This is a genomic window from Paenibacillus sp. BAC0078, from assembly GCF_054483875.1.
In genome coordinates this window covers 1-18,043 of record NZ_JBTLRW010000027.1, presented here as the reverse complement: position 1 = coordinate 18,043, position 18,043 = coordinate 1, and the positions used below count along the sequence as shown (strand labels likewise).

Sequence of the window (18,043 nt, the reverse complement as noted above, 5' to 3'; positions counted from 1 at the left end):
AAATCTTCCTTGCTGACATACGTTTGCCGCCGCGCATCCGCTACAATAAGAGCGTAACCAGGATGTAAGCAGCGGGCGCTTTCGCGTGATTACTCTTGGTGATTACAACCTTTCATCTAGGAGGTAAAAAAATGTACAACGCTAATCCTGAACGTTATGCGAATATGAAATACAACCGTACCGGCCGCAGCGGCCTGCTCCTGCCGGCGATTTCGCTTGGCCTCTGGCATAACTTTGGCGGCAATGATGTGTTCGAGAACGGCCGCGCCATGATCAGACGCGCCTTCGATCTGGGCATCACCCACTTCGACCTTGCCAACAATTACGGACCTCCTGCTGGCTCCGCCGAAGAGAACTTCGGGCAGATTCTCCGAAAAGACTTCGCCGCATACCGCGACGAGCTGATCATCTCCAGCAAAGCCGGTTACTACATGTGGCCGGGCCCTTACGGTGAGTGGGGCTCCAAGAAATATCTCGTCGCAAGTCTCGACCAGAGCCTGAAGCGGATGGGGCTGGACTATGTGGATATTTTTTACCATCACCGCCCTGACCCGAATACACCGCTGGAAGAAACAATGGCCGCGCTGGATCTGCTTGTGCGCCAAGGCAAAGCGCTATATGTCGGCATCTCCAACTACAAGGCCGAGGAAGCGCGGGAAGCGGCACAGATTCTTCGCCGTCTCGGCACGCCTTGCCTGATCCATCAGCCGAATTATTCCATGATGTCACGCTGGATTGAAGACGGGCTGCAGGATGTGCTGGCTGAGGAAGGCATCGGCACCATCGCCTTCTCCCCGCTGCAAAAAGGCATCCTGACCGACCGCTACCTGAACGGAATCAGCCCTGATTCCCGCGCAGCCGGACCAAGCGTGTTCCTCTCCGAGAAGGAAATCACCCCCGAGGTTATCGGCAAGGTAAGCAAGCTGAATGAGCTGGCTGCCGCACGCGGACAGAAGATGTCACAGCTAGCCTTATCGTGGGTGCTGCGCGGCAGCAAGGTCACTTCGGCCCTGATCGGCGCGAGCAAGGTCAGCCAGATCGAAGACGCCGTGGCTTCCTTGAACGCACCGGAGCTCAGCGCGGACGAGCTGGAGCAAATCGAGACTATTTTGCGGGGATAAGCTGAACGATACACAGACAACGACGGCAATAGCGTCCGCACGGCTAACAAGCTGTAGCGGTACGCTATTGCCGTCTTTTGCTACGGATATAGACAGTAGGAAATTCCGATTCGTAATCTGGATCATATTGTTTTTCTCTATCTTTTTTGAATTATTTACACAATATGTTAAATATGGTACTATATAATTGAATGCGCTTACATTTTCATAACTGCCGCACGGCTTTGATTCTCAAGTGTGGTGCTGCAGTGCGGGAGAGGGGGAACTCACTCAGTTTTGAAAGGGGATACAAGGCCAAGAGAATTCACAAATCCAATCTAGGAGGAGAAGAAGAAATGATAAAAGGTTTAACTCGTATTGTAAGTCTGGCTTTGGCCGCTGCGCTGCTGGTGCCGACGATGTCCTATGCTGCACCCGAGACACAAGAGCAGAACAGCGCTGTTGTTGCGGCCGCCAGCGGCGCGGTAACCCCGGCTCCACAGGGATATGATGCTTACCGCCAAAATATTCCGCACGGGAACGTACAGCAGATCTCCTATTATTCCACAACAGTAGGCAAGTCAAGGAACGCGATGGTGTATACACCTCCGGGCTATACGCCTTCGAAAACCTATAACGTCCTCTACTTACTACATGGTATTGGCGGGGATCAGTATGAATGGCTCAATGGTATGAACCCCAAGAATATTCTGGACAACCTGTACTCCGAGAACAAACTGGAGCCGATGATTGTGGTATTCCCGAACGGCCGGGCCATGTGGGATGATCGTCCGATAGGCGATATTTATGCGCCGGACAAGGTAGCCGCCTTCGAGAAGTTTGAGTTCGATCTGATCAATGACCTCATTCCTTACATTGACTCCCATTTTCCAGTGTATACTGATCGGCAGCATCGCGCGCTGGCCGGCTTGTCGATGGGCGGCGGACAAACGCTGAACTTCGGATTGACCCATCTGGACAAATTCTCTTGGATCGGCGCGTTCTCGTCCGCTCCTAATACGAAGTCAGCATCGCAGCTCATCTCCAATCCGTCCCAGGTTACCAGCCAGCTGAAGCTGCTGTGGCTGTCATGCGGTGCTTCGGACGGTCTGCTGTGGGTCAGCCAAAATTTCCATAATAGCTTGAACAGCATGAACGTCCCCCACATGTGGTATCTGGATGTAGGCGGACACGAAGGAAAAGTATGGAGCAGCGGGCTGTATCAGTTCTCGCAGCGCATCTTTAAGTAAATATTACTCCCTTCGGCCTTGCCAACGACTACGGCCGCCCGCAGGCTCTGCTGATCATCTCCAGCAAAGACGGCAATAGAGTCCACACAGCTAACAAGCTGTAGCGCCGCTCTATTGCCGTCTTTTACTGCGGGAATGCTATAATATACCCAAAACTATATAAGATGAGCTTAAAAAGTTCATGAAAAGGGCAGAAGTGACGGAGGGAAGCAGATGAACAAGAACCGTTTAGGAAATTCCGATTTATATGTAAGTGCTATGGGTCTCGGCTGCATGTCCCTGGGGACTGACGAGGCTAAGGCAATTCCGATTATTCATGAAGCGCTTGAGCTTGGCGTCAACTTTCTGGATACCGCCGACCTCTATGATAGCGGGCGGAATGAAGAAATTATCGGGCAGGCGCTGCGCCGCCGCCGGGCGGACGTTATCCTCGCCACCAAAGTCGGCAACCGCAGAGTTCCCGGGCAGGATGGCTGGATCTGGGACCCTTCCAAAGCCTATATTAAATCGGCAGTGAAAGAGAGCCTGCGCAGACTGCAGACGGATTATATCGACCTGTACCAGCTGCATGGCGGTACGCTCGAAGATCCGATTGACGAGACCATTGAAGCCTTCGAAGAGCTGAAGCGGGAGGGACTGATCCGTTATTACGGCATCTCCTCCATCCGCCCGAATGTGATCAGGGAGTATGTATCCCGTTCCAATATTATCAGTGTTATGAGCCAGTACAGCATACTGGACCGGCGGCCTGAAGAAGAGGTTCTGCCCCTACTGGAACAGAAGGGCATCAGTGTCATTGCCCGGGGACCGCTGGCAAGCGGAATATTAACCGAACATGGCGCCAGTAAAGCTAACCGGGAGTATCTTGGCTACAGCAGTGAAGAGCTGGCAGGGCTACATCAACAACTTCTGCAGATGACCAGCGGCTCCCGTACCCTGACGGAGACCGCGCTGCATTATCCGCTGGCGAATCCGGCGGTTGCTTCCATCATTCCGGGCGCAAGCAGCCTGGAGCAGCTGCGGCTGAATGCAGCTGCGGCTGAAGCCGCCCCGCTCTCTCCCGCAGAGCTGGCCGCTGTTCGTGCTGCCAGCAAGAGCAACCGGTATACGCAGCACCGGTAAGAATATACATGACGAAGAGGCTGTCCCTGTAGCTGTTAGATTATAACAGTTCAGGAGCAGCCTATTCGTATATTTTCACTCCAGCTCACCCAAAAACCTGTGTAATATACACCATCGCCAGCAGGCCGAAGATAAATGAATACGTTGAGGGGCGTTCATACCCGTGTCCGTGGCTCTCCGGGATCAGCTCCTTGTAGACGATGAAGAGCATCGCGCCTGCGGCAAAGGCCAGACCGTAACCGACCACATTTTGCACATAACTGGCTGTAAAATAGCCAATCCCCGCCGACACCATCTCCATAAGGCCGGTTAGTGCAGCCATAGACAGCGCCTTTCGCCGTGTAGCCTGGGAGTTCATCAGAAAGACGGCCAGAATGAGGCCTTCAGGCATATTTTGTGCCCCGATGGCAATCGCCACCATAGGCCCAAGGCTCGTCTGCTCACTGGCATAGCTGAAGCCTGTACTAAGCCCTTCGGGAATGTTGTGAATGAACAGCGCGATCAGCACAAGCAGCGCTTTGGAATCCATGTTGGTGTAGCCCGGTTTATTCTCGACATCAATATGCGGGATATTATTCTCAATCAGATCAAGCAGCAGCACACCGGTAATCAGCCCAAGGGTGAGCCCGATGATTCCCGATTCCTTGATGGCCTGCGGCATTAAGCCGAAAGTGGACGCGGATACCATGATTCCGGCGGTGAAGGCGACCAGCACATCCTTCCAGAGCTCGGATAATCTTTTGACAAACAGAATGGGAACCACTCCAAGCACTGTAGCCATAGCGGATAAAAAGCTCCCCAGAAGCGCAGTTGCCAAGTTTTCAACCCCTTTTGCGGACAGGTCGTATAGACCAAGCTTATGCTTCCGGGAGCGGCAAATATGTCTGTATTTTCCAAACCCAGTACTGGGCTACAGCTCCAAACACATCAGATCCTCGTCCAGATAGTGGATAGATTTACTTATAATTATACGCCGCGTTACTTTACAACGGGCTATGGATCACACAGCTCAGGATTTAAATAGTTGCATAAATGCGCATTTTTCTCGATCTATCATCCTATTATTTTACAAAATTCTACTTTATTCTTCACTAAATGCTACATATTGAGTAGACGAAATTAACTATCTGTAGTAGTATAATATTTCCAAAGGAGGGTTAAGCGCTTCACATTATCAATTTCTAGGAGAACATTACTATATGAAGGCTGGTGTTGTTGTGAGAAAAAAGAATAGGCTTCGAAAGAGCACTCTGGTTGTACTGTTGTGTATTTGCATGAATCTAATGTCATTTGGTCAGGTTTTTGCTGCCCCCGGAACTTCCGTTTCAGCAAATGATACTTCTGGCCATTGGGCTGAAAGCGTCCTCAAAGAGTGGCAGGAGCAAGGGCTTCTTACAGGCTATCAGGATGGATCGCTTCAGCCAGATCTCAAAATTACCCGTGCAGAATTTGCAGCCTTGATCAATAAGTCCTTTGGTTATACGGATACGGCTACAATCTCTTATACGGATGTTAAATCATCCAATTGGTTTTATGCGGACATTGCCAAAGCAACCGCCGCAGGATACATAAACGGATTTCCCGATCAATCATTCCGGCCTAATCAGCCCCTCACCCGCGAACAAATGGCGGTGATTGTAGGTTCTATTCTCAAGCTTTCCGAAACAACTGCTCCTTCCGCATTCAGCGATACAGCAGCAGGCCATGAATGGAGCAAGAAGCAGATTAATGCCATTGCTCAAGCAGGACTTATGCTCGGCAACGGCCAACAATTCAGACCACTGGCCACCGCCACCAGAGCAGAAGCAGTCAGTGTGCTAGACCGGGCATTGAAGCTACAATCCGCCAGTTCTTCCGAGAAGGTCGTTTACGACAAAACTGGAAACTACGGCCCAGAGACAGGTCTTGCTACAGTTAAGGGTTCGGTATATATTGAAGCGCCTGGAGTTGTACTAAGCAACACAATTATCACAGGCAATCTGGTAATTGGCGAAGGCGTCGGCAAAGGTGACGTTTCGCTCAAGAATGTCACTGTCAAAGGCACCACAACCATTGCCGGGGGCGGGAAAAATAGTATTCATGTAGTAGATTCCACCTTGGTAACCGTTATCGTGAATAAAAAAGACGGAAGTATCCGGATCATCACGGAAGGTGCCAGCTCGGTTGAACAGATCACACTGCAATCCGGAGCTTTGCTTGAAGAGGGCAGCGGCACAGGCAGAGGTTTTGGCAAGGTTGATCTCTCCGCAGCTATTCCGGCGAATGCACAGGTATCCTTAGCCGGAACCTTTGAGACTGTGGATGTGTTTGCAGCCTCCATCCAGGTCAACCTGACTTCGGGTTCGATCTCAGAGCTTCAAGTAGCTCCGGGAGCTGGAAATACAGGAGTTGATATCACAGGCGGAGCCAGTATCAACTCCTTGATTCTAAATGCCATTTCCAGAATAACCGGTACCGGTTCTATTGGCACTGCCTTTATCAATGTCAGTGGCTCAACTCTTGCCCAGACTCCGGGACATGTAACTTATGGCAATAATGCTACGGCTACCATTGGCACCCCTAGTGCTGCCGGAGGCAGTGCACCGGTTAGCGCGCCTGGCAGCACACCCGGTAGTAACCCAGGCAATAATCCTAATCCTGTAACGGAAACCGTATATGGTTTCGAAGGTACCATTACAGATGTCGATAATAAGCCGGTAGCGGATATGACCATTCATTTCCGTAAAGGTCTGGGAACAACTACAGGCGAGATTGCTGCAACCGTGGTGACGAACTCAGATGGTAAATATTTCGCAAATCTGAATCCCGGCATCTACACTGGCGAATTGTCAAAACCCGGTTTCATAACTACTTATGTGATTGGTGCTTCTCTTACCACACATAAGAATACAGGACAAGATGCCACGGCCATTAAGATTCCTGTTGGCGACGAAATCCGGATTGTACTAACCTGGGATTTATTGCCGCTGGATGAAGATTCACATCTACTTGGCCCGACGCCAAACAACAAGTCCTTCCATACCTGGTTTGGGAATAAACAATATCATAATAATGGTGTTCTCTATGCCGATCTGGATCATGATGACGTGGATTCCTACGGTCCGGAGACCACTACCATCCGCAAACGTGTCGATGGCAAATATACTTTCTATATTCACAATTTCAGTGGTAACGGACGAGACCAGGCGAACACTTTAGCCGCATCTGGAGCCAAAGTAGAAATTTACAACGGCAATAACGCCGTTCCAGTCAAGACCTATCATATTCCCGTTGCAAACAGCAAACAATTATACTGGTATGTCTTTGATATGAATGTATCCGGCGGCGAGCTTACGTTTGTCGATAAGAATATGCTTACGGATACCGAACCAAAATCCGACCTTCAACTAGATCCCGGAAACGAAGGAAATACGAGTCCGCATATTAATCCAAACTCCGTTAGAGTTGAAAACCATGACGGTGCAAATGACATTGTACATGTGGGAGATCTTGAACCTGGTGACAAGATTTCTATCTACTCCAATGAGGATGATATTGAACCGCTGAAGACAGCAACCGTAGCCGAAAATTCTACCGAAGTTAATATTGCCGGTTTGGATTTTGGTGTGAACGGCACTACCACCTACATTTCTTTAAAGAAACCGGACCTATTGGAAAGCCATCCAGTACCGATATCCGTATCCTCGGAAGCATTCTATGCTGAACTGGTTGCAACGGTTGACCAAGCGTTCCATGACCAGACTGTGCCTGGCACAATGATTGCGGGCACCCCATTACAATTGGCCGCTCCTGAAGTATTGCAAGATCTGCGAGTGACTGTATTGAATCATGAGGCCCCCTCAAGCGTCACCGATGATGTCTACATCTTAAGAGACTATTATGTATGGTATATGAATTATAACGGTACTGATGCCCCGGTTAGCTATAAAGTCAGTCTGGATGTGAGACCATACTCCACATCTTCCGCAGTAATCAAAGAAATTACCATTACCGTTCCAAGCGTATTAACAGCGCTGCCTGATTCTGTTGCACTTGCTGAAAAAATGCTGCAAGATGGCTCAACTGCAAACGGTCTTATGGAGGCTGTTGATAAAGCAAAGGCAGTAATTAACAACCCGGATGCAACAACAAAGGAATACCTTGAAGCTTTAAAAGCGCTCCACCAAATTTTTATCCAAATTGGCTTAAGTAAAGAATAGTCGTCAAGCGAATTACAAATCCTTGGAACTGCCTCAACCTGGTATGCTCCCCATATAGTAGACAGGTGTAATAATAAAAACCTGTTACTGTAGGGGGAGTATTTTTATGGGACAACGGAAGTTTACAGCACTCGAGAAACTGACGATCCTCCAAGAAATCAAACAGGGGTTTACCGAAGTGAAGGCATTTAACAGAACTTAAACTCCAAGCTGTCAGGGATTATCTGAGGGAGGATTAACGTAGATCAAATTATAGAGAAGTACCGAATTGCGGGCCTTCCGGGAGCGGCAATTATGTCTGTATTCTCCAGACTTAGTGCTGGGGCAACAGCTCCAAACACATCAGGTCCTCGTCCAGATATTCCTCCCCTAGCTTCATTGCCTTCGGCTCCGTTCCATAACAGATGAAACCGAGAGATTCGTACAGCTTTTTGGCAGGAAGATTGGTGGAGGTTAAAGTTAGAGTAAGGATTTCCAGCCCCGGCATCGCCTTGGCCCGGCCAATCAGCTCGAGCATCAGCAGACGGCCCAGCCCCTGCTTCCGGGCATCGGGGTGAGTGTATACGGAATATACATGGGCTTTGTGATTGATTTTGGGCCTGCTCTCGCGGAAAAAGGTTACCATGCCCACAAGCTTCTCCTTGTCATCGAAAGCGCCCAGCGTGAAGCGTTCCTCCGACGGCTCCAGCCTGATTCTAGTGGTAACTATAGATAGCTTCGACTCCGATTCATAGGAGCTGAGAAAAGCTTCCGGGGATTTCCGCAGCGACAGCAGCCGGAGCTGCCGGTAGATCTCCGCGTCGGCGGCAATCAGCGTTCTTATGTACATAGGTCCGTGCCTCCTCCCAGGATTCTTTTGGAAATATTGTGTCTGCTAACATTATACCGGGTTACCCTGTATACTGGTCTTATCTATTCCAAATTTTATTCAATGAGGAGGACAATTCTTGTGAATTCACTCTTATAATAATTAATATCCATTTCCATCAGCAAATCCAACTGTTTCTCCAGTATATCTATATCCTCTATAATAGCTGGTTTCATGAAAATTTGGTCAAAAAGGGCCCATTGGGAAATTTCATCCCAGTAAGGCGCGTTTCATTCAGCCCACAAGAAGGGCACAGGTCTGGTGAATCCAAGCCCAACTCATCGTTCTAGAATTGTGGTTCTATGAGAACGTTTATTCAAGAAAAAACTCCTTCAGTAACTGTGCAATTTCTTGAGGAGCATGCCTATTCTCAGGTGCAAGATGATCAAGTTTGGGAAAAACCCGGGATTGAACGTGCAAGATCGTCTGCTCCAATACTCGAATCATTTGATGCACTGCTTGCGGGCTTTTTCCACCTTCCATCAACAACACTTTTGCGTCGATCGATTCATATTTGGAGTAAGTCGACTCCAACCGTCTTACCTCCTTATGTTCATTTAAACAAGCGGGTAACAACCGCTCAATCCTCTCCCATTTTTGTCCACGGATCACCAATCGCAGAATAAATTTTGCATACCAATTCGGAAAATTTTTTAGAGGAGTATGCCCTGCACCTCGTACAAAGCTAGTAAATGCTCCTCTGGAATCCTTTGCTTTCAAAGCTTCCTCATATTCATGGATCCATTCCCACTCCTTAGGCTTCGATTCAATTGAAACCCCAGGCTCGTAGACAGCAACCTTCTTAAACGATGAATTTGTGCTCGCAAACTCTAAAGCTGCAAGTCCGCCAAAACTGTGCCCAAAAATGTTAGTCGCGCCTGTCACTTCTTGGACGACCTTAATATCCTCACACTCTTTGACTATCGAGTAATCTGATCCTTGCTGACCGCTCCTGCCACGTCCTCGTCGATCTATGATATGGAGGGTCAATGCCTCCGATAGCTCATAAGCTATATTGGTAAAATCATCTGAAGTACTCAGTGCCCCAGGAATGATTAAGACACCCGGACCTTGCCCAATACTTTGAAATCCTATCTTAGTCCCATCATGCGAAACAACGTTTGAATGAGTAAATGAACCAAGTTGCTTCATCTTTTTTGTGACACTTGACATAAGCAATCCTCCTTCTAAGTTACATCGAAGTGTTTTTTTGATTGAAATTTAATTCAATAATAATCCTGAAAAATCTGACAGTCAACATAAACATTTACAAACTGATGCAATAAAATTATGATTGAATATATATTCAATAAAAGGAGTCTTCCTGTGCCAAGAACAAAAGATAAATTTGACGAGATGAGACTAGTCACGATAGAAAAAATAAAACAATCAGGACTGCATCTTTTCGCACGGAAAGGGTTAGCCGCAACCAATATTAAAGAGATTGCCAAAAACGCTAATGTAAGTCTCGGTCTCATCTACCATTATTATGAATCTAAAGATGACTTATATCTCGCTCTTACCAATGAAGCTATGGATAAATCTGCTCACGTTGCAGAAGAACTCAATAGAATGAATGTGGGTGCCGGAGAGAAGCTCAAAGCGTTCACTGAAATCTTCTTGAATGCGGTCAACAAAGAAGATGGCATTTACTATTTCATTCTAATTTCTCAATTATCTGAAACAAATAACGATGAAGAAAACAAAAAACTATTGGATAGAAAACTTCAATCCATACAAAACTTAGCTTTAATTGTACAGGAGGGGCAAGGTTCAGGGGAGTGTGTAGACGGAGATGCGTTCCAATTGGCAGCAACATTCATTTCTGCTACACAAGGCATAGCCTCTTTCAAGCTCATGTTCGGAGACAAATTTCAGATTCCAACCAAGGAAATTCTTATGAGAACCTTGTTGAAATGAGCTCTCATGAGTACTACAAGAGCAGAAATCCATCAGCGCGCTGGCTGAATAGGCAAGTACTAAAGAAAGACCATCCTGGGGTATGAATGGTCTTTCTTTGAATTTTTATAACCGTCTTAACCAGTCCATTATTCTATCTACTACCTCAATATATCTTTGTCCTACAAGCAAGCCGGTATGGGTTGTGTTGGGCAGCCCTGTATATTCGGCATTGAATTGTTCCGCGGTCGCCCTGCCTCTTTTTTCATCCTCTTCTTCCAATATTGCTTTAATAACCAGGCATGGGCAAGTTATCAAACTGCCATTTATAGAAATTCCCTTTGTTCCTCTGATCCAACAACCACAAGCGCGAATGGCTTTTAATGATTCCATAGACAGATACTTCTTTTGAAAAGCAATGTCATCCGCTGATTCATCAATACTTGAAAGTTCTTCACGTACTGGGGCTGGCAAAATGGTTGACGATGTAATTTCAACTGTTTCTTTATATGGCGCGATTTCATTTACTTCCTTGCTTATACTGGTATCAATTAATATCAGCCCAGCGAGCTTAACTGTTTCGGCCAGCTTTTGACTAAGTATTCCCCCCATGCTGAACGCGATGACTATGGGAGGTTCATTGCACTCGGCAATAACCTCTTTTATGTCCTCCAAATAATCCTCGAAGGTTACCTTCGTCATGTCCATCGCCCTGCTTTTATAATGGCTTCTCATATTCATTACATAGCATTTCCACCCCTCACTTACAAAATGGGGAATGTACTTGCTCCACATCCAGCTTCCCGTGTAAGCACCGTGTACGAACAGCAGCGGGGGTCTTTTTGCAGTTACTTCTGCCTCACCCTCAAATACCTCTAAAAACAAATCATTTTCTCCGATATATTTTTCAATATGCTGCGGCAATATTTTTGTGTAATCCTTCATGATTTGTTCCTCCTCATCGGATATAGTTTGACATCAAACTATATAACTAAAAAAATTAGAAATTCATATAAATCTTATTTAAAATTCTCGTCAGTTCCTTCTTTTCATTTTCTGAGATATGCATGTAAAAAACACCCAGTACCTTTGCAGATATAGCTTCAAATATGGGTTTCAATTCATCCCCCTTGCCGGTTAAAGTTACATAGACAACCCTTGTATCCTTGGTATCTCTTTCTTTTGCCACATATCCAAGCTTCACCAATTTGTCTACAAGGGCTGTAATGGTGGACTTATCCCTGCCAATCTTGTCAGCAATCTCTGCCATAGTCATTTTCGGCTTATTATGCAGAGAATATATGATGTCCCCATGCGAAGTTACAATGCCATCTATGCCGTTCGCGGACAATTCTTCTACAAAAAGCCGGTTTACCTTTTCTCTAATCTTTGATATCAATGATATCGCATCTCTTGTTTTCATAATCCCATTATAGTTTGATGTCAAACTAATTTCAACTCCGCACTCTTCGTTAATCCTCTGATTTAGTGAATGTCATAAACTTTACTCAAATTTGTCTTAAAATAGGTAGTAAAGTACCAGTCTTGATACATTTTCGGTACTGAGATTTCATCAATGCTTTTCTTGCTTTGAACGGTTTCGGCCACTATTGCCATTATATCGGTTATGTAGCCTTTCACTTCGTGAAGCTCCTTCAATGAACCCACGTCGCCATGCCCTGGTACGATAGTTTCTACATCCAGCAGTTCGACTTGCTCCAAAATATTCAGCCATTCCTGAGGATTGGCATACGTCAAAACCGGGTGATGCTTAGAGAGCACCAGATCCCCTATTACGGCAACTTTGTCTTCGGGAATGTACACGAATGCATCACTTTGCGTGTGCCCCCCGCCAAATGTAATGAGCTGCACGCTGCGTTTGCTGCCATGAATGGTCATCTGCTGATCAAAAGTTATCGTCGGCAGCGTATGCACCAGACTAGGGAGCATCTTCATAAACTCACGGTCACTGGCATTTTCCCAGGCCATTTCCCTTTTTAGCTTTTCATCCGTCTCTTGTTGTATTTTCTCTTCGAGTTCATCAATAGCCTGATAGAGCTGTTCCGGTTTTGACTTATATTGGGCTAACCTGTCTCTAGCAAAGGTATTCATAATCTCACGGGTAGCTGATGTAGAAATAATCTGAGCCGCAGGGGTAAACACTTGATTTCCAGATGTATGGTCACTGTGCCAATGCGTGTTGATAACGTAGGATACCGGGTTTCCCGTGAGGTGCTCAGCGGCTGCTTTCAAATCCTCTGCCGCCTGTATTGTAGAGAATGTATCCACGACAAGAGTTATATCACCCAGATCAATGATTGCTGCATTCCCCAAAGAACCGGTACCTGGAACTGCAACCGCTGCAATCACGCTATTAGCGACGTACTTCAGCGTAAAATGCTTTGAGCCCTTGAATGTTTCGATTTTATTTTTCATTGTCACCTCTCCCTTCCTACATAAAAATACATTATATGCCTGGTTGGTACGGCAGACAATGATTTTCTTCTGGCTAATTCGCTGTCTCGTGGTCACAGCTTCCAACGGCACGTCATCGTTAAGTTGCCTCCGTGCAGCTCCGCTGTCAGCGTACCGTTCATCTTGTCCATCAGACTTTTGGCGATGGAAAGACCAAGTCCCGATCCTTGGGCGGATCGGGTGCGGTCGACCGTATAGAAGCGATCGAATAGCAATCTCACATCAATGTCGGATAATTCCTTCGCTTCGTTCACGATCCGCAATTCGGCTGTCTTTCCCCGTTGTTCGAAGCAAATCTCCACATGGCCGGCCGCATGTTTGGCAGTATTGATAATCAGATTCTCAACGACCCTCCGCACGGCTGATTCATCAGCATATACAACTACGGCGTCCTGCGGCAGCCGGATGTCCGGCGTGATGTTCCGTTCGTTGAACTGATCGTAGAAACCGACCAGAATGTCTGACAGGAGGACAGTCATTCCGATCCGCTCGGTCTTAAGCTGATAATCCGAAGCTTCGATTAGGGACAACTCAAAGAAATCGTTCAATAACGCTTGAAGCCGTCTCGTACGATTTTTAACGATTGCGAGGTATTCGAGCTTCTCCTCAGGCGTTATAGGCTCATCTTCCAGCAGTTGTATATAGCCAAATATAGAGGTTAGCGGAGTACGGATATCATGGGAAATGTTCGCAATCGCCTGCCGCAGCTCATTCTCGGTTCGTCTTCTGCGGGCCTCAGCGTCGACTACGAGATCAGATTGGCGATTAATTTGATCCGCAAGCGCTTCGAGCCTCCGGTCGAATAGAGTCACGTCTATTTTTTTACCGGTTGTCCGTTTATTATAAAGGCGCAGTTGCTCCGTCATCCGCCCCAGCTCCCGCCTCAGCAGCAGCAGATGGGCTAGCAGGAGAGCCGCCACCGTAACCGATATGAGCGTTATGATAAGCAAATCTCCTCCGCCCCTCTCATTATTATTTAATTTCCTTTCTGCGGAACACGAGAATCCCGAGTAGAGCTGCTACGACAATCGTCAGCAATGGCACGAGCAGGAGCGCTGGCAGATCGCCGCTGTCGATAGTGGCCTTGCCGATATCGCCCAGCAGCTTGAAGATAGAATAATCGTTTACCGTAGTAAAGAATGGCACGTACTCACCCAAGCCCCCCAAAATTGTATCAATCATTAGGAAGAAAATCATTGAGAAGCCGATCGTCTTGCCGCTTTCGGTGAACACGGCAGTGAACAGCGCCCCGATCGCTGCGTAGCCTGAAGTGTACAGCAGTGTTAGTCCGAGGGTCCGCGGTATGAAATACGTGTCAACGCCCTCCGGCAGATGACCGAAACCTGCAAGCAGCGAAACTTCGGTCGTACTTACGATCGGAAATACTAGAGAGAGAGCCATGGCTCCGACCGAGAATCCGATGAGCTTCGCGATGAACAGCCGTCCTCTATCGTTGCCCGACGATGCGATCGTCTTCATAACACCTGTTGAATATTCGCTGGCGATGAAGAATCCGGCCAGTGCTGCTACGCCGAATTTGATCAGATAGGCATTGCCTGCAATAAATCTGATCAGAAACTCGGCTCCTGTGAACTGCGGATTTCCATTCGACCTATTGTCAAAATAGTAGAGCAGTGGATACGCCAGTGAAAGAACGGCAGTTACGAGCAGCAGTACCCGGAATGACCTGTCCTTGCGCAGCTTGAACAGCTCGGATCTGATCAGATTATACATGCCCGGCACCCCCGATCCGCTTCATGAAATAGCTCTCCAGGTCTTCGCCCATCGGCATGAACTGCTCAATCTCCAGTCCTGCGGAGAATAGCGCCGACGATACTTTGCCTGGCTGTTCGATGCAGCCATACAGCTTGATGGCGCCATCCGGCATCACTTCGAAATCGTTGGTACCCAATTTGTTCTGAATAACCGTTGCCGCCTTGTCCGGATTATCCGCTTTTATATACACGTATTGCTGGCATTTATCATTCAGTTCCTGTGCAGTGAGCTGCTCCAGCAACCTGCCCTGATGAATGATGCCGTAATGGCTTGCCAGCAAATGCAGCTCGCTCAGAATGTGGCTGGAGATCAGAATCGTTATCCCCCGTTCGTGGTTGAGCTGCTTGAGCAGCTCGCGCATCTCGATGACACTCATCGGATCGAGCCCGTTGGTCGGCTCGTCCAGAATCAGAAATTCCGGATCGCCCAGCAAGGCGATCGCCAGACCCAGCCGCTGTTTCATGCCAAGCGAGAAATTCTTCACTTTCTTCCTGCCTGTTCCCTGCAGTCCGACCAATTCCAGCATCCTTGGGACACAGTCTTTGCCGGGGATGCCCCGGAGGAGCCGGTTCACCTCCAGATTCTCTCCAGCGGTCATGTGGGGGAACAGCGAGGGGCTCTCGATGATCAAGCCCATCCGCTTACGGGCCTGGGTCAACGCCTGCTCGTCGCTGGCGCCGAACAGCTCGATCGTTCCGCCGGACGGAAAAGCAAGTCCGGTAACAATGCGCATCAGCGTCGATTTCCCGGCTCCATTCTGCCCAATAAAGCCATATATGGAGCCTTTGCGGATAGACAAATTCACTTTATCCAGCGCTACGCTGCCTTTGAACTTCTTAGACAATTGATTCGTTTGTAATACATATTCACTCATCGTAGTCTTGGCCTCCCTTATGTGATAGACCAAGTATAGAAACGAAAACTTAAGAGGAGCTAAAGCCAATTCTTAAGAATGTCTTAAGGCTTTAGCCGATAGCCCATGCCCCATACTGTCTCAATAAATTCGCTGCCAGGCGCAGCCTTCGCAAGCTTGCTCCGCAAATTGCTCATATGGACGTTGACCGTATTATCGTCTCCGTAGTATGGTTCATCCCATACACCTTCGTATAGATTTGCTTTTGTGAATACCTTTTTCGGTGCCGATAGCAGCAATGTGAGAATCTCATACTCCCGGGCGGTCAGTGCAACCTCTGTCCCCTCTGCCGTCACCGTTTTGGATTCGTGGTCGAGCACAAGTCCCTTATGCTGCAGTACGTTCGGCCCAGCCGGCGGAGCAATCCGCGCATACCGGCGCAGATGGGAATCAATTCGCGCCGATACCTCCTCGATATCGAAAGGCTTCGTAATGAAGTCGTCCGCACCTCCGCGCAGCGCTGACACCTTGGTCTGCTGCTCACCCTTGGCCGAAATGATAATGACTGGCACACCTCCCCGCGAGCGGATCCATGTGAGCAGCTCCTCGCCCGTCATTCCCGGCAGCATCAAATCTAGCAGCACCATGCTCCACTGCCGTTGCTCCAGATAGAGCAGCGCCTCCGTTCCGGAGAAGGCAGGCTGCGGCACGTAACCGCTTTTTCTTATAATACTGCACAGCAGCCGGCTGATGTCACTATCGTCCTCGGCTACGAGAATATTTATCGAATTATCCATCTAATCTCCTTGTACTATCTGTAGTCAGCTATCAATCAAATAATCTTTAGCATATATGATAGACTGTTTTTGCCTCTAATTCCAGATAGGCTATAATCAAACTAACCTGTACAGCCGGAGGCTCAAGATGAATATTAAAAGAATCAAATATTTCATTGATCTCGTCGAATGCAGAAATTTTACGGAAACCGCAAAGAAGAGTTTTGTATCGCAGACTACGATCCAGCCAGCAAATCGCCGCGCTCGAAGACGAGTTCGGCGTCCAATTGATTGACCGAAAACAAATTCCGATTGAGCCGACCAAGGCGGGATGGCTATTTTATGGAGAAGCCGTGGTGCTCTGGAAACAATATAATCATATGAAAACAAATATGGATAATTTCCAAAAGTATAACTCCCAAGTCTTGAGCATTGAATACGCCGCAATGACGGATATCCAGAGCTTGTTGAAGCTGATCCCTTCATTTAAAGAAAACCATCCGAACATTAAGCTTGAACTGGATAAAGTATTGCTGAAGGATGTTGCGGCGTATTTGCAAAAAGGCATCTATGACGTCGCCATCGCCTTTGATTCGGAGTTTGCAGGACAAGAGGAGATTCGAACCTATACCCTATACAGCGGCCGGTATTGCGTAGCTGTGAGTAATCAGCACCCTCTGTTCCATCATGAATCCATCTCAAAGGATGAATTATATGAATATCCGCTTGTCATGCTGAATCCGGCTGCTATCGGCAATTCCTATTATTTGATGCTGCAGCATGCGATTGAAGACGGCTATCAGCCGGAGGGTGTAATCAATTGAACAAGGAGTGACGACAATCATGGGTAAGCTATTGTTAACAGGTGTGGACGGCAATCTGGGGCAGCAAGCCGCCAAATATTTATTGGAATTAGTAGACAAAGACCAAATTATCTTTTGTGCCTATAGTCCGGCAGCTCTTGAAGCGTATGCAGGGCAAGGAATTGAAACGCATGTAACCAACTTTAATTCACCGGACGGGCTTGCTGAAGCTTTTGCCAATGCAGATAAAGTCGCTTTGATCTCCATGCCTTTTGTTGGGGAGAAACGCCAGAATGCGCACAAAAACGTGGTCGATGCCGCAAAAAAAGCCGGAGTACAGCAAGTCATCTATACTTCGCTTGTAAACGCCGCTGACGAATCCAATCCAAGTATCGAGAAAATCGACCATGCTTATACGGAAGAGTACATCCGCAGCACCGGTCTGGACTATATCGCCCTTCGCAACTCCCAATACGCGGAAGCCATGATTACCAACTATTTTACCTTTGTGAAGGCCGGCGGAGTGCTTAAGAACAACCAGGCTGACGGCAACATGGCTTACATTTCACGAAAAGATTGCGCCAAAGCCGTAGCCTACGCACTGGCCTCAAGCGATTATCATGAAGCGGTGCTAAATATTAACGGTCCTGAATTAATGACCATCACCGATTTTATCGAAATCGGAAATGCAGCAACAGGCAATCATGTCACCTATGAGCCGATCACGGATGAAGAAAACTACGCCATTTTTGACGCCTTAGGGGTTCCCAGAACAACAGATGGTGTATGTGAATACTCCCACGGCCTATAGAGGCGGGGGCTTCTTGTTTCGACGATCGCTGCCTTTTTGTAGAAAGGTCTTACATGATCTCCACAAGCGTTCGATGCAGTATGCATCCCGTTCGGGGCAAACCCTCCCTAC

At 47.7% G+C, this 18,043-nt stretch carries 17 protein-coding genes; 7 read left to right on the top strand and 10 right to left on the bottom strand.

All coding sequences use genetic code 11. The features are described 5' to 3' along the window. Positions 1–131 precede the first annotated feature (131 nt). From ACX1DY_RS28780 to ACX1DY_RS28770, 3 genes are all read left to right on the top strand, one after another. Positions 132–1,121: an aldo/keto reductase gene (locus ACX1DY_RS28780; protein ID WP_458967554.1), complete on the top strand. Its 990-nt coding sequence runs from the start codon at positions 132–134 to the stop codon at positions 1,119–1,121. Positions 1,122–1,456: 335 nt separating this feature from the next. Then, on the top strand, positions 1,457–2,350 hold the full coding sequence (locus ACX1DY_RS28775) for an alpha/beta hydrolase (protein ID WP_458967553.1): 894 nt from the start codon (positions 1,457–1,459) through the stop codon (positions 2,348–2,350). Positions 2,351–2,563: 213 nt separating this feature from the next. After that, the gene (locus ACX1DY_RS28770; RefSeq protein WP_458967552.1) at positions 2,564–3,472 is read left to right on the top strand and encodes an aldo/keto reductase; all 909 of its coding nucleotides are present in this window, start codon (positions 2,564–2,566) and stop codon (positions 3,470–3,472) included. Positions 3,473–3,557: 85 nt separating this feature from the next. Here the strand turns inward: ACX1DY_RS28770 and ACX1DY_RS28765 are convergent, their stop codons facing one another. Beyond that, positions 3,558–4,289, bottom strand: a complete 732-nt coding sequence (locus ACX1DY_RS28765; RefSeq protein ID WP_458967551.1) for a ZIP family metal transporter — start codon at positions 4,287–4,289, stop codon at positions 3,558–3,560. Positions 4,290–4,755: 466 nt separating this feature from the next. Between ACX1DY_RS28765 and ACX1DY_RS28760 the strand changes: the two genes are divergently transcribed. Next, positions 4,756–7,671, top strand: coding sequence for an S-layer homology domain-containing protein (locus ACX1DY_RS28760; RefSeq protein WP_458967550.1), 2,916 nt, complete (start codon positions 4,756–4,758; stop codon positions 7,669–7,671). A gap of 313 nt (positions 7,672–7,984) precedes the next feature. Here the strand turns inward: ACX1DY_RS28760 and ACX1DY_RS28755 are convergent, their stop codons facing one another. Further along, positions 7,985–8,500 (bottom strand): GNAT family N-acetyltransferase, encoded by a 516-nt coding sequence (locus ACX1DY_RS28755; RefSeq protein WP_458967549.1) that lies wholly within the window; start codon positions 8,498–8,500, stop codon positions 7,985–7,987. 351 nt (positions 8,501–8,851) lie between these two features. Beyond that, a complete protein-coding gene (locus ACX1DY_RS28750) occupies positions 8,852–9,712 on the bottom strand; it encodes an alpha/beta fold hydrolase (RefSeq protein WP_458967548.1) in 861 nt (286 codons plus the stop codon). A gap of 153 nt (positions 9,713–9,865) precedes the next feature. On the opposite strand from ACX1DY_RS28750, the gene ACX1DY_RS28745 reads away from it, so the two are divergent. Next, positions 9,866–10,459 (top strand): TetR/AcrR family transcriptional regulator, encoded by a 594-nt coding sequence (locus ACX1DY_RS28745; RefSeq protein ID WP_458967547.1) that lies wholly within the window; start codon positions 9,866–9,868, stop codon positions 10,457–10,459. Positions 10,460–10,564: 105 nt separating this feature from the next. Here ACX1DY_RS28745 and ACX1DY_RS28740 read toward each other — a convergent pair whose 3' ends face one another. The 7 genes from ACX1DY_RS28740 to ACX1DY_RS28710 form a co-directional block, all read right to left on the bottom strand. After that, positions 10,565–11,383 (bottom strand): alpha/beta fold hydrolase, encoded by an 819-nt coding sequence (locus ACX1DY_RS28740; protein ID WP_458967546.1) that lies wholly within the window; start codon positions 11,381–11,383, stop codon positions 10,565–10,567. 55 nt (positions 11,384–11,438) lie between these two features. Next, complete coding sequence (locus ACX1DY_RS28735) at positions 11,439–11,885, bottom strand: MarR family winged helix-turn-helix transcriptional regulator (protein ID WP_458967545.1); 447 nt, start codon at positions 11,883–11,885, stop codon at positions 11,439–11,441. Between the two features lie 38 nt (positions 11,886–11,923). Then, complete coding sequence (locus ACX1DY_RS28730) at positions 11,924–12,874, bottom strand: MBL fold metallo-hydrolase (RefSeq protein ID WP_458967544.1); 951 nt, start codon at positions 12,872–12,874, stop codon at positions 11,924–11,926. 92 nt (positions 12,875–12,966) lie between these two features. Beyond that, complete coding sequence (locus ACX1DY_RS28725; protein ID WP_458967543.1) at positions 12,967–13,863, bottom strand: sensor histidine kinase; 897 nt, start codon at positions 13,861–13,863, stop codon at positions 12,967–12,969. Between the two features lie 22 nt (positions 13,864–13,885). Continuing rightward, positions 13,886–14,647, bottom strand: a complete 762-nt coding sequence (locus ACX1DY_RS28720) for an ABC transporter permease (protein WP_458967542.1) — start codon at positions 14,645–14,647, stop codon at positions 13,886–13,888. Further along, positions 14,640–15,563 (bottom strand): ABC transporter ATP-binding protein, encoded by a 924-nt coding sequence (locus ACX1DY_RS28715; RefSeq protein ID WP_458967541.1) that lies wholly within the window; start codon positions 15,561–15,563, stop codon positions 14,640–14,642. Before ACX1DY_RS28715 ends, ACX1DY_RS28720 begins: the two co-directional genes overlap by 8 nt. Positions 15,564–15,646: 83 nt before the next feature. Next, on the bottom strand, positions 15,647–16,339 hold the full coding sequence (locus ACX1DY_RS28710; protein ID WP_458967540.1) for a response regulator transcription factor: 693 nt from the start codon (positions 16,337–16,339) through the stop codon (positions 15,647–15,649). 203 nt (positions 16,340–16,542) lie between these two features. Here ACX1DY_RS28710 and ACX1DY_RS28705 point away from each other — a divergent pair, with 203 nt between their 5' ends. Together ACX1DY_RS28705 and ACX1DY_RS28700 are read left to right on the top strand one after the other, a co-directional pair. Continuing rightward, a complete protein-coding gene (locus ACX1DY_RS28705; RefSeq protein WP_458967539.1) occupies positions 16,543–17,142 on the top strand; it encodes a LysR family transcriptional regulator in 600 nt (199 codons plus the stop codon). 19 nt (positions 17,143–17,161) lie between these two features. Next, positions 17,162–17,932 carry an NAD(P)H-binding protein gene (locus ACX1DY_RS28700; protein WP_458967538.1) on the top strand — a complete coding sequence of 257 codons (771 nt, stop codon included), beginning with the start codon at positions 17,162–17,164 and terminating at the stop codon, positions 17,930–17,932. Positions 17,933–18,043: the final 111 nt, after the last annotated feature.